The following is a 13526-nucleotide window of genomic DNA, read 5'->3' as shown; positions in this document are numbered from 1 at the left end:
GAATCAGGCTTTCCACAAAATGCTGATCGGAAGTAGGCAGTGTGTTTTCCATTTAGCAAACCGTTAACAGCGCGCAGGAATAAGAAAATCTTCCGCTTTCAGGAATACACAGCAGTACTTTTTCCCCTTTTTTCAGTCTTCCGGAATTCATCAGCTGTTCCAGTGCGATGAAGATAGAACCGGCTCCGATGTTGCCGACTTCCGAAAGGTTATAGAACCATTTTTCCCAAGGAAAATCCAGCCCTACTTTGGCAAATTCGTCTTTCAGTCCTTCCTTGAAGTACCCTGAAGAGATATGAGCCAGTACGTGGTCTATGCTTTCCGGGTCAAGCTGATGTTTATCAAAAGAAGCTCTCAAGCTTTCCGCACCTTTTACCAGGATGTATTCATCCAGAAGTTTGGTGTCCTGTTTCAGGGAGAAGATCGACTGTTTCAGCCATTCCTCAGAAGGGTAATCGGCCCACGATTTCAGGCTTCCGTCTTCCTGTTTTTCGGTTCCTGCATACATACAGGCCTCAATTTCATGGGCGTAGGAATAAAAATCAATGAATTCTATTTTTAAAGAGACTTCATTTTCTCTCGGCTGGTTTTCCAGCAGGAAGGCACCGGCACCATCGGAAAGCATCCATCTCAGGAATTCCCTTTTGAAGGCGATGATCGGCCGTTCTTCCAGAAGAATCAGGTTTTCGGCTTCATGATTGAATTTATCGGCGGTCATCCATGATGACATTCTTTCTGATCCTACACAGACTGCGTTTTTATTAACACCTGCTTTTACGGAAAGGAAACCGTAATTCAGGGCATTCATGCCGGAGTTGCAAAGCCCGGATGCCGAATTGATGGCTACGGATTTTTTCGTCTTCAGCTCCCCGTGAACCATGGAAGCATGGGAAGGCTGGATCTGGTCCGGGGTAGAAGTTCCTGCCGAAAGCAGTTCCATATCTTCCCGGCTGAATTTTTCGTCGAACAACCCTTCTACTGCCTGTGCTGCAATCTGGGCATTGGTATGGGTAGGATTTCCTTCTTTATCCAGTGCATAATACCGGGTGACAATTTTATTGTTTCTTAAAATAATGGCTTTCGCCTTGGATTTTGCGCCATTTATATAGCCAAGATACGTTTCCATTTCATCATTTGAAACCGGCTCATTCGGTAGGTATGTTGATGCTTTTGTTATAAATACGTCGTACATTTTATTTTAAATTAATTCCTTGTAAATATTCTCTTTGTTTCTTTCTTTTAAACCAAAAAATAGGGGTGGTCAGCAGGTGCGGAACCAGTACGATAGGAGAGATAATCCAGATCGCAGCCATCAAATATACCTTAAAGAATTTAATCAACAATGGACGCTTTTCTTTTTTCTTGATGATGAGGTTGGACCATACCGTAAAAATTTTATTTCCTACTTTTTCCACTCTTACCAGGAAGGCCCGTATTTCCACGGCTCCGTTTCTTACAAGATCCGGCTGAAGCGCATCCATCGTATTTCCGGCAAAGTGCTTTTCAATAATAGTGCCGTACTTTCCGGCGCCGTTTATTTCTTCCTGTGAAACTCCTGCCGCAGGCAGCATCCCGGATTTTTCCTTTTTTCCGGTGGTCATCCAGCGCAGGATGGTAAGTACACTGGTATAATTGTCGTGGCGGTCTACCAGGGCAATATTTCCCACAAGCTTCGCTTTCAGGTCGCGCAGATAGACTTTCAGTTTTTCCTGGGAAAGCATCCACATGTTCCGGGTTCCTGATACGGTAACTACCGGCGTATCCTTCAGGATATTTTCTGCATAGCCGCTTTTCAGGAAGGAAATAATCGGGATGGAAGGAGTAAGGTACCAGACCTGATATCCGAACAGCACCAGATCGAATTTTGTATTGAGGACTTCTGCCGGCGGCGGAAGGATTTCGCTGGGAATCTGCAGGTAGGATTCCGGAAAAGTGTTGAAAAATACGTCACTGGGCCATGGAAAAGGAAAATCCTTTTTAAGCCTGATGTTATAATAGGTAACCTCATATTCCTCAGCCTTGTCTTCAAACGGGCGGGCCATATTCTTCACGATCTCTTCCAGCTGTCCGGTCTGGGTATAGTAAATGACAAGTATATTTTTTTTCATGTATATTTTTCAGGTTACAAAAATAGGCTTTTCATATCTATTATATTCTACTAAATATTTTCAGCGAAGCGGAATCATATCTCAGCCCGTAAGCTGTGGGATCTAAAGGCAAGGCGTTTACATTGCTGAAGACAATGGTTTCAGGAAGGTTTTCCTTTTCGCTGAAACTGAACTGATGATCTGATATCATAAGGACATCAGGCTTTTTACTGATTTCACATTTACTTTGCAGGTATCTGATTTTCCTCTTCCTTACCAGATAATTCTGTTCGGCAACACTTCTCTTCTCATCATCCCTTATCAGGCTGAACACCGTTCTTCCGGGTTGCTGAAGCGTCAGCAGGACATCCAGCTGCCCGAAGTCATCCGCAATATGCAGGATAACAGCGTTTTTAGGAATGTGCCGGTTCAGCTCAGCATAAACCGTTTTATTGTTGTCGAAATCTTTCTTTACTTCATTGACCACCTCATTGTCTTTATATAAGAAACTGAGGAGTAATTTTTTTCTGAAATAATGCTCATCTTCCAGTTCCGCTCTCAGGACATCAAACTTTTCCCTAAAGAAAGCATTGATTTTCTTTGTCCTTTCCGGATAGCTGTTTCCGAAAGCCGGATCGTCTTTCCTGATCCTGTCACCGACCTTTACCGTAATGGCCCCGTCATAGATGATAAAATCTCCTTTGGGCAATACATCGGCATTTCCATGGATGTATAAAGGCAGGACATCCAGCCCGAACTGTTCTGCCAGGTAAAAAGCCCCTTTGTGGAACCTCTTGATTTCACTGGTATAAGAACGTTCTGATTCCGGGAAAACCATCAGGGAATATCCCTGGTTTACTTTTTCCCTCAGCGGCTCAAGTCCGTTCTCGATGCCCTGGGAAACCGGATAAAATCCGAGAGCCCTCACCATTTTTCCGAAAACGGGCGACTGATACACCCAGTCATTTACCAGGAATATAATCTTATGGGTAGTCATGGCGACAGCCAGCGTATCCAGGAAAGAAGTATGGTTGGCAATGATTACTGCCGGCCTGCTGAAATCTTCCTCAGGGTTTTTAATGAGCTTTTTTCTTACAAATGGATTCGTAAACAGGACGGAAGTTAAAAACCGCGCGGAAACAAATTTGAAAAAATCTAAATTCTTCCCTTTGGATTTTCTGGTGAAAGGGCTGATGACCAATGAAAAAAAGAGTCCGCCCAACCCATAGTACAGGAAAGAAAATACGGAATTCAGCAACAGCCTGAAGGTAACCGGTGAAAGCCCTTTGCTTGCCCGGTCCGTAATCAGAAACCTGAACCAGAACGGATACAGCGTAGAGGTAATGATGATGACCGAAAACATTCCGATCAGCGCAACCAGCGCCAGCGAATGAAGGGCAGGATGCTTGGCGAAAATCAGCGATCCGATGGACAGGATGGTGGTAAAGACAGCCAGGATGATGGAAGTCCGGTATGTTGGAAGCTCGTTTTTACCGGTAGTATGTTCTTTCTGCATGGCCTGGGTAAGGAAAATGCTGAAGTCATCACCCACTCCGAAGACCAGCGTACAGACCACCGTACTGAAAATATTGAGTTCCAGCCCCAGGAAATACAGGATTCCGGCCGTCACGATACCGGTAAGCACGATAGGGAACATGGTAAGCACCGTTAATTCAAAATTTCTGAAAAAGATGATGATGGTAAGGATGATAGCGAGCAGGGAATAATTGATCAGGGTATTGAAATCCCTCTTCAGCAATCCCAGGAAGTTTTCATTCATCTGCTGCCGATCAATGGCAAGTGCCTCGTGGTTTTTTTCAACATCTTTAATGAAAGCATCCCTTTTCCGGTCATCCACTTTCACCACATTCGATACGGTATAGAACCCGTTTTCCCGGCTGATGAATTCCGAGGTCTGAAGGGCTTTTACTTTTTCGTAATCCCTCAGGGGGAGGACAGTATATCTTTTATCCAGGTTTTCTTTAAACCGGTTGAAAGCCGAGCGGTTGAAGCCCAGTGATGTTCCGGCAGCCGTCAGTTCGCCGAGGGTCCGGTCTTTCCTGTTGTTGCCCCAGAAATGATTCCATTCCCGGATTTTCTCCTGCTGATCCTTTTCAGAGAGCACCACATTGCCCAGGGAGCTGTAGCTTGATATTTTTCCCTGTTGCTTTTCTTTCTCCAGGAAGCGGCTTAGTTTTGTGTTCCGGGATAATGCTTCTTCTTCAGAATCACCATACGAGATCGTATAAATGGATTTTGAGGTGATGTCCGAAAGCTTCTGAAGCTTGGCTTCGCTGATCTTCAGTTCTTCCGGAATATAGTTGAGGTCACCGATATCTTCATTGAAGCCTACATGCCTGAACCCGAAAAGGCAGGCGATGATGAGGACCGTACAGCCGATGATCAGCGGTCTGTTCTTTTCATAGGGATATGATCCGATGGCATCGATGAAGTTGGTGTTGGCATCAGTTCCTTTCGCTTTCGGATGATACAGTTGGGGAACAATGATCAGAGCGGTTACTGAAGACAGAATCACTGTAATGGCGGCGAAAAGCCCCAGATCCTTCAGCGCTTCCGAACGTACAAATACAAGGCATAAAAAAGAAACGGCCGTAGTGGCGCTGCTCAGGATGACAGGCTGTGTGATTTCCTTGTACAGTTCTTCAATATTATTGTTGTGTTTATAATGGGTAAGGATATGAAGGGCATAATCGATGGTAATACCAATAAGAATGGCACCGACACTTAATGAAATGGCCGAAATTTTATCTTTGATGAAGTACAGGATCATCAATGCCAGGAGGACGGAAAAAACAGTCGGGAGAAAAACAATGAGAGGAGTAAAGAAATTCCTGAAGTAATAGATCAGCAGGATGAGCAGTACCGTCATCGAAATCATCACCGTATTGCGGATGTCCTTTTTGATCTGCTGGGCATTGGCAACGGCAATGACCGGCGATCCGAAATAGCTGATCTCGGTCTTTCCTTTGAACCGGACATTAAGGGCATCTTTTGCGTCATTCAGCCGGTTGATGAAATCTTCATTGTTCTTCGTATCGCTGCTCCTGTTTTCAGGATCAATGAAGAGCAACAGGTTTTTTCCGTCCTTCGTAACGATATAGCTGTCTTCCAGCCTGAAATCTTTGCTCAGATTCAGGGCATTGAGTTTTTTGATGCCCATGAAGGTAATTCCCAGCGGATCTTTCTTGATGAATTCTTTCGTGACAAGGCTTGCGGGAGAGACCAGTGAACGGTAATTGTCTTCCACCTGTCTTGCAATGCTGTCTTTCTGCAGTTTTCTTTCGATTTCCCGGTAATCGTTTCCGTCAAGGAACAGCGGCAGGTTTTCGTTGACGAAATTGAAGGTAGCCGATATTTCGTCATCATTCACTTTTCCCTGTACTGACCTGATGTACCGTTTCAGAGGATGTATGGTCTCTAAAAAAGCATCCGCCGTTTCAGACAGCTGGAAGCTTTCATCACGGAACCTATTTTCGATAATAACGATAATTTTATCTGAGAAGTTAAGCTGCTTCAGTACTTTTGCTGTAAGATCTGACTTTTCATTTTTAGGGATAATCTGGCTGATATCTTCTTCAAAATTGATTCTCGAAGCGAAATAGCCGCACAAGGCAGCAATCCCGGCAGCGGCAAGCAGGGAAATGATCTTATTTCTTGACAGTAAATAATATAAAAATATAAAAAAGCGATGCATAGCAGAATGTCAGGTCTGCAAATTTACCGTATTCAGAATGAGTGTAAAAAAAATTAACCTAAAGTTTAACTGAAAAATGATAAAATAGATAACACTAATAAAAAAACATCTACTTTTGCAAAAGTTTCCCACAAATGATATCCATTTTTATATAAAATGGATGATTCATAAAGTTTGATTTATATGTTTAAAATAATTGATGAAAAAGCAGACGGGTTTCTGTTCACGGTAGTTCTTCCTTTCCTTCTGTTTCTCATGGCATATTACGGGTTTCAGACTTCTTATGTAATCGGTATCAAATCCTGGGAAAAAGCACCTGACTTTATGTTTTCATCGGTCTATGCTTATCGTGTCATTCCTAACTTTCTGAGTGTCTATGGTACTGATGCCTTTACTTTTGTTGTGGATCGTTACCTGCCTTTTGCAAAAAGTTTTCTTCTGAAACAGGGATCGCTGTTTTATCACACTACCTTTCTGATCAATGCGTTTTTCTTCCTGCTGACCTCTGTTGTTTTAAAAAGGATTTTACAGCTGCGTCCGGCCGGGAGTCTTTCAGACGAAAACTCCAGAAGGATGATCCACCTGATTGCCGTATTTTTTATAGTAATTCTACAGTATGTTCCTACAAACTGTGACTGTATCGCGCTGTTTTTCTATGTCTCAGGCATCTTCTTTACTTTGAGATATCAGATGAGCGCAAAAACTGCGGACTTGGCCGTTTTAGCAGTTATTATTCTCATTTCCACATTCGTACGGGAAACTGCTTGCCTTAACATTGCTTTCTTTGCAGCTGTTTTTATTCATCCTGAAGGTCTTTTCAGGGGTAATTTCTCTTTTGTAAAAAAAACTCTTTTTCTGGTAGCTGCATTCGTGTTCCCTTATATTTCCTTGCGGCTGATTATTCCGCAACATGCATCATTCATGGAGGGGGTTTATCTTATCAGGAATTTCACAAGCCCTTACAACCTGGCAGGACTTTTATTCGGACTTCTGAGTATGTACTTTCCGTACAGGTTGTCTGATGATAATGGTAAAATGCTTCTCAGGAAGTACCTGTTTTTTTCCTTGCCTTATCTGGTAATGATCAGCCTGGTAGGACTTTTCTGGGAGGCGCGGCTTTTTATGCCGTTAATCATTACGGGTATTATAATTGCTTCCCAAAAAGGGTTTCATCTATCAGGGAAGTAGGAAATTAGTATAGGTGTCAATGGTAAACCGGCCCCTTACAATGGTATTGAAACTGGAAAAGATGATAAAATTGAAAAGGCAGTAGCAGACGATTACCGTATGAATCATTCTTCTGCTGGCGGCATTGGCAGAATACATTGCATAAGGCATCAGATATCCCGTTGCGGTAAAGAAAATCCCGGTAAGCCGTGATGAGAACATGATACTTCCCCTGAAAATAAAGAAAAAGCAGATTCCCAGCACACAGAAATTCCTCATATATTCGTAGTAAGGATACTTTTTTTTCATATCGGTATCAAATACAAAAAGAAACAGACATGACAGGATAGCGTTTCCTTCAGGAATGCCGATGGCCCCGTTGAGCCTTTCGGCTGTATTATTCATGTTGATGTAATTGTTGAATCCGGACATCAAACTGCTCTCATCAGGAAGGAAGCTTCCCATATATTTGTAGATCTCAAAAGGGGAGAGGATCATAGACCCGATAATAGCGGTTGCCATCACCGTCTTGTTAATCGGAATTCTTGCCAGCCAGTACATGGGAAGGAAAAAAAGGCAGACGTTATGGATTCCCATAGCCAGGTAAATGCAGAACAGGTAATGCCAGACTTTCTCTTCTTTGATGAATCGTATGGAATAATAACAGATGATGGTTCCGAGCGCCTGTCTCATCTGGCCGTTTTCACCAATAAAAAAACTGGGAAAGAAGAAAAGCAGGATGGTCGTATAGGGATACAGGGAGTTTTCTCTGATATTGATGTAATTTAACGGGATGGAGATCAAGGCCAGGAAAAAAGTGACTATAAAAAAAGGAGGTGCTGCAAAAATATCAAAAATCACTTTATTGATCAGGATAAACAGCCATTCCATATCGAGCCGGCTGTCCATTTTCAGTGCTTTTCTGAAAATATCGATATAGTCGATGTGGGAACTGTACCAGATGTAGATATTTTTATAGCTTCCGTAATCAGGGCCGGCATCCCTGAATCCTGTCACCAGAATGAGCCATGCTGCGATGGGGATCATATACTTCGGGCTCGGTTTCTGCGGGCTGTAGGCTTCGGCAAAGCTCAAAAATAAAATGATAATGAAGGGAACCAAATAATAGGGGTGCAGCAGATGCATATATTGTGTCTTCTAAATCTATGCTTGCAAAAGTAATGAAATAATTGATATACTGAGGGTAAAAATGCAGAGGGCGTTTGAAAGAAAAAGTGTAATTTCGCAAATCTGATAAACACAATCCAAGACAATCCTTACTTCAGATAAAGATTGCATAAATAGACTTAAACTGTAAAGATGAAAAAAGGAGCAACAGACTATACATTTCTTATCTATCTCTTATGCATCACCGTATTATGTCTGTTTAAAGTATACTTTGCCTATATCGTTTGCAACGGTTACGCATTTGCAGACTGGCTTATCAACTATCAGGAAGTGGGTTTCAGCAGAAGAGGTCTGCTGGGGACAGCTTTCGTATTCATCTATGAGGCATTTTCAATAAAACTTCAGTACTCCGTTTTTCTTGTACAGACGGCGGTACATATCGGATTCTTTTATTTCTTATATAAGCTTTTCAGATACAAAAACGGAAATGTGGTAGATGCCCTGTTTCTTCTTACGCCTTTCTGCCTGTGGGGTTTTTTTTCAGATCCTGCCATCGGGGCCAGAAAAGACGGTATTTTATGGCTGCTTTTCGTTGCTTTTACTTATTATCTTACAGAAAACAAGCTTACCAAAAACAAAGAATATGCATTTCTGGTATTGTTTGCCGTTTCGGTATTTATCCATGAGAGTTTTATCTTTTATGCCCAGTACTTTTTACTTGCCCTTTATTTTCACACCGGAAAAATCGATCTTAAAAGATATGGACTTATCCTGCTTTCTTTTTATTTACCGGCAGGGATTGTCTTGCTGACAGGGGTTAATACGGATTATCATAAAACGTTGCAGCTTATCCGTGAGTGCCGTATTGATCTTCAGCACGAGAATATTTTTCAGTGGAAAGAGACACAGCTTATTAAGATAGATTATTATACAAAGGAAATAGGAAAACTGAGCCTGTATGCTATAAGTGTGATCTTTCAGCTGTTTTTCGTTGTATTTTATACCGTTCTTAAGAACTTTCCGGCAGAAAACAGAAGGAAGCTGTATATGGCTTTTGGCTTTGCCTTTTTTATAAGTTTGCCTTTATTTCTTATTGCCATTGACACAGGAAGGTGGTTCTATAATAACTTCATTCTCTTTGCTGTTCTTCTGCTTTCTCTGATTCCCGTTTCGGAAATGAAATTTTTTGATTCCCGGATGTTAAAAGAGCGCAGGGTGATGGTTTTCATTCTGTTGGTTCTGCTGGCCAATTTTATGTACCGTGTTCCTTCTGCACTCATCGGCATCCAGATGGGGCTGCCGCTGCGGTTTTTTCTTCATTTTTTCTGAACTTTATAAGATGCTTTTGGTCACCGTAAAGAAAGAAGCTGGTATTTTAAATAATATACGGCAATTTCTTCACTTTTGTCAGCGGGTTTTTCTGAATACTTAAAAAAATGGGAGATCTGTCAGTGCTGATTTTAATTCTAATTTCCTGAACGGATTTTTTGAAGCCCATTATTTTGTTTTTTACTCTTTTTAAGCCTGTTTACTACCCATATAAATCATTCCGTAGAGAAAAAATAATGGTGATATATTCTATGCCCTTAAATTTATGACTGTGAATATATTACCATAGATTAGTCTAACTTAAACAGATGATTTTTCTTCATTTTCGAATAAATTTAAGTTAAATTGTATGTCTGCGTGCAAAATGTAAAGAAAAAATGCTGTACATTCGTAAAACCTAAGTTGATATATGTGATTTCGCATTGATAAACAATTAATGTTGATTTGTTAATGTTTTATTCACCATATGTAATAATTATTTACAAAATAAATTGATTATTTTTGATAAGGGTTTAAGAATTGTATTTCTTGTTTTACACAAAGTTTAAGGAAAATGGAAAAGTCATTTAAGAACTTAGCGGCACTTTTATGTTGCCTCAGTGCGCACGCTATCTATGCCGGGGATGGCATTGGAACCGAAGGAAAAAATCATACTGAATTGTACCGGAAAGTATTTTCTAAACATCAGGATTCATTATCTAAATCTATTACGACAATCAAAACCCACGGACAGTCCGGAACGAAACCTGTAATCGCGGGAGAGCATCCGGACAGTTTGTCTAAAGTTGTTGCTCCCGATTGGACGAAAGCCCCCAACAGTTACATTTTTGATCCCAGTCAGGATAGTGACGGCCTTTATATTCCCGTAAGAAAAGCTTATGCCATGTGGCAGCAGGACAGATACATGGGCGGGACTACCATTCCCAACGGACGGCTTACGGCAGATGTTTTGTGGGAAGATGTTCATGGATTGATCAGGTCTACTTCTTCCTATGCACTGGAAGTAGTGGATTCCGGACAGAATGCCAAGATTAAAGTTCCCATCAATAAAACCAAAAAAGGAAATGCCGTAGTAGCTTTCAGAGTAAACGGAGACATTTACTGGTCCTGGCATATCTGGGTGACGGATGATCCTACGAATGGGCCTGACTATAAAAGCTTTGAAGGGGTAAAAAGACAGAGAAATGACGGAACCATAGAACTGATTCCGGATTCTGACTGGGGCTGGATGGATAGAAATCTGGGCGCTATAACCAATACCATCACACAAAATGAGTGGAATAGAAACGGAGGATTGCTATACCAGTGGGGCCGTAAAGATCCGATTCCTACATTGGTGCTGAAAGGGGATGATTTCTATGAAGTTTCAGGTTCCATAGGAAGAGTGCGTCACCGGGGAGCTAAAAATTTTACAGGGGCAATCAATTTCGATAATCTGAGAAAATATGTAACCCTTTCGAATTCAACAATTACCAACAACCTGAGGCTTGCCGTAAGAAACCCGATGAGTCCTATTTATGTAAACAAGGATGATAATTCGGGACCTGCCTATTATAATAACAATACGGCATTGGCTGTCAATTGGTTCGGAAGATCTGCTTCCCTGAATGATGCACAGCTTTCTGAACTCAATTTATGGTCTGATAATTCCAGAGGAAGAATTGCCACGAATTATAACAGCGACAGCAGCGCCAGGCCTTATCAGGATAAATCATCCTATGATCCTTGTCCCAATGGATGGAGAATACCCTCTGTTCTGGTAGCCAACCTTGCTTCTCAGGCCTACGTAGATGATATAAGGATCGATTTTTCCCCTTACGGAGTGAGAACCAGTATGGGCAAAAGTACTTTTGAAGCCAACAAATACCATATCATAAAGCCTACCGATACCAATACTCCGGATTTTATGAAAGGTTTTAAAATCTATACCAATACCGGGTTTGATTTATCCAGTGTCGGCGGGTTTAATATGGGGCTTTTTCCGGGAGTAGGACAAATCGGAAATGGCGGGCAGTATTCTGATCAGCATCATATCGGGTTGTGGACAGCTACTATGGTAAGGCATTTTGATGCAACGCCTGCCATCAGTTCAAGGCTTTTGTTCATGCTTCCGGATAAAGGTCAGCCTGATGTTCCGGATCCTTCAATGCCGGACGTGAAAGGACGGTATTATTATCTGCCTTTGTCCGGAGAAGCAACTTCATCGGCCAATGGATGCAGGTGTATCAAAGATCCCCTTTATGTGGTGGATGATTATGATTTTCCTACCCAGTATCTGGCGCCTCAGACCGAATACCGCGAAGGTATTGATAATCCCAATACGTATCAGGCTGTAAAAAGCACCTCCGCTTTCACAATTGACATTCCGGTAACTAAAGCTTTTTCCGTGCAGAGCGAGCTTTTAAATAATGAAAGCATTCTGGATGCAGCCAATTATGACGACCTCAAGGCCAACATTCTCTGGACTACCAATACAGGTCTCATTAATAATGTAACAGTAGTGAACCCGTCTCCCGGCACACTTAATGAGATTTCCTCTTCCAGAATTTCCGTCACCGTTAATCCCAACCAAAGCGGAAATGCGGTAATCACGCTGCACAATAGAAATACGGCCAATCCTGTATATTGGTCATGGCACATATGGATCACAGATACCGCAATTGGTACCTATAATTATACGACGGAGCTGCCGGTGACTTCTGTAACCAACTATGTAAATTATGTTCCGAAGGCCAATACGGTTCTTCAAACGGAATTTATGGACCGGAACCTGGGGGCAACCGATACTTTTCCTGTAGTCGGTAATCCATTGGCTCCGAGCAATGCCGAACTGGCAAGAATAAAGGCTTCAACCGGTCTGCATTACCAATGGGGACGAAAAGATCCTTTGCCTATCTTCCAGTATGCGGATGACAGAACTGCGTATCCCGTTTATTTGGGAAATGTAACACCTAGCGGGACATCAGTGTATACCACACTTACGGGTTCTGCTTACAATAACTTGTCCGGCAGCTATATCGTTCCGTACAATACGTACACCAATGCTGCGAATGCAAATATTACCGCCACGGATAAAGTGTCAGACAGAATTGCAAAGGTGCTGTCCTATTCCGTGAGAAATCCGCTGGTTTATATGATCCCGAGTACATTTGCTCCTTATAACAGTTCAAACCCATTGTATACCAATGGAACAGACTGGCTTGCCAACGAGCCGAACCTTGCTCCGGACCGTTGGGGAAGAGGAGGGAAAAAATCCCCTTTCGATCCATGTCCTCAAGGCTGGAGGATTCCGGATGTTACCAGTGTCTCTATCACGGTAAACCAGGATTTCGGTGTAACTCCATGGTATAAAAAAGATAAATTTGTAGCAACTTCGTATAGTATCATCAGTGATTACCTGGGCACGCGGGTAAGAAGAAGCGCTGCAGCAAGCTCCACCATTGGTTATATCTTTAACGATTCTTCTTACAGGATCGGCAATTATCCGAATTCCGGGTCCCGCGGTTTCAGGAGCGTAACGACAAACCAGACTTCTTCCGGAACTTTTAATTTTATCAATTATCAATATCCGGGGGTATGGACAGCCGCTCTTAATACAAATTATATCGGAAGGCCTATCAATGTTCTCTTTGATGCAGCTTCCACAGCCAACAGGATGGTAGCCTTTCATGATAACAATGACCCGTATTTCGGGATGAGCTGCCGTTGTGTAAAAATAAAATATGATGAAGAAGGAAATGAGGAAGGGGTGATCCCGAGACTGCAGATCACGTCACTGCCGGTAACCAGGCCTGCCGCTGTCTTAACGGAAAAAACCGTTCAGGTGGCAGCCAGGGAGAAAACCACATTCTTTCCGAATCCGGTAATCAGCGAGCTCTATGTAAGAACGCCCGATCAGAAAGACGGATATTATTATCAGGTTTACAATATGTCCGGGCAGCTGGTGAAAACAGGAAAATTTGAGAACGGCAAAACCGATCTTTCTGCACTGATTTCAGGAATCTATCTGTTAAGAATTAATGATTCTAAAGAAATGGTAAAGATCATCAAACAATAACCGGAACGGATACGGTTCTTAAAGGAAATAAAACAGCGGTTCA

General features: G+C 42.2%; 7 protein-coding genes. 3 read left to right on the top strand and 4 right to left on the bottom strand.

What is annotated here, in order from left to right; translation table 11 throughout:
- Positions 1-52: 52 nt before the first annotated feature.
- The 3 genes from QZ735_RS10455 to QZ735_RS10445 are packed head-to-tail and all read right to left on the bottom strand — an operon-like array spanning position 53 to position 5802.
- Complete coding sequence (locus tag QZ735_RS10455; protein WP_294247916.1) at positions 53-1192, bottom strand: beta-ketoacyl-ACP synthase III; 1140 nt, start codon at positions 1190-1192, stop codon at positions 53-55.
- A 1-nt stretch (position 1193) separates the two neighbouring features.
- Entirely contained in the window at positions 1194-2108 is a 915-nt protein-coding gene (locus tag QZ735_RS10450; RefSeq protein ID WP_294247914.1) for a dialkylrecorsinol condensing enzyme DarA, read from the bottom strand.
- A 40-nt stretch (positions 2109-2148) separates the two neighbouring features.
- Positions 2149-5802, bottom strand: coding sequence for an MMPL family transporter (locus tag QZ735_RS10445; protein ID WP_294247911.1), 3654 nt, complete (start codon positions 5800-5802; stop codon positions 2149-2151).
- 183 nt (positions 5803-5985) lie between these two features.
- On the opposite strand from QZ735_RS10445, the gene QZ735_RS10440 reads away from it, so the two are divergent.
- Positions 5986-6990 (top strand): hypothetical protein, encoded by a 1005-nt coding sequence (locus QZ735_RS10440; RefSeq protein WP_294247908.1) that lies wholly within the window; start codon positions 5986-5988, stop codon positions 6988-6990.
- Here the strand turns inward: QZ735_RS10440 and QZ735_RS10435 are convergent.
- Entirely contained in the window at positions 6979-8064 is a 1086-nt protein-coding gene (locus QZ735_RS10435) for an EpsG family protein (protein WP_294247905.1), read from the bottom strand. The two genes, QZ735_RS10440 and QZ735_RS10435, sit on opposite strands and share 12 nt — an antisense overlap.
- Before the next feature lie 225 nt (positions 8065-8289).
- Between QZ735_RS10435 and QZ735_RS10430 the strand changes: the two genes are divergently transcribed.
- A complete protein-coding gene (locus QZ735_RS10430; protein WP_294247902.1) occupies positions 8290-9426 on the top strand; it encodes a hypothetical protein in 1137 nt (378 codons plus the stop codon).
- A gap of 553 nt (positions 9427-9979) precedes the next feature.
- On the top strand, positions 9980-13483 hold the full coding sequence (locus QZ735_RS10425; RefSeq protein WP_294247898.1) for a T9SS type A sorting domain-containing protein: 3504 nt from the start codon (positions 9980-9982) through the stop codon (positions 13481-13483).
- Positions 13484-13526: the final 43 nt, after the last annotated feature.

Source organism: uncultured Chryseobacterium sp. (genome assembly GCF_913776365.1).
GTDB lineage: Bacteria > Bacteroidota > Bacteroidia > Flavobacteriales > Weeksellaceae > Chryseobacterium.
Note: the sequence above shows the minus strand (reverse complement) of the source record. Positions and strands in the feature narration are given on the sequence as shown.

Coding starts and splice junctions, on each gene's coding strand:
- QZ735_RS10455 (WP_294247916.1), bottom strand. CDS start 1,192: ATGTACGACGTATTTATAACAAAAGCATCAACATACCTACCGAATGAG.
- QZ735_RS10450 (WP_294247914.1), bottom strand. CDS start 2,108: ATGAAAAAAAATATACTTGTCATTTACTATACCCAGACCGGACAGCTG.
- QZ735_RS10445 (WP_294247911.1), bottom strand. CDS start 5,802: ATGCATCGCTTTTTTATATTTTTATATTATTTACTGTCAAGAAATAAG.
- QZ735_RS10440 (WP_294247908.1), top strand. CDS start 5,986: ATGTTTAAAATAATTGATGAAAAAGCAGACGGGTTTCTGTTCACGGTA.
- QZ735_RS10430 (WP_294247902.1), top strand. CDS start 8,290: ATGAAAAAAGGAGCAACAGACTATACATTTCTTATCTATCTCTTATGC.
- QZ735_RS10425 (WP_294247898.1), top strand. CDS start 9,980: ATGGAAAAGTCATTTAAGAACTTAGCGGCACTTTTATGTTGCCTCAGT.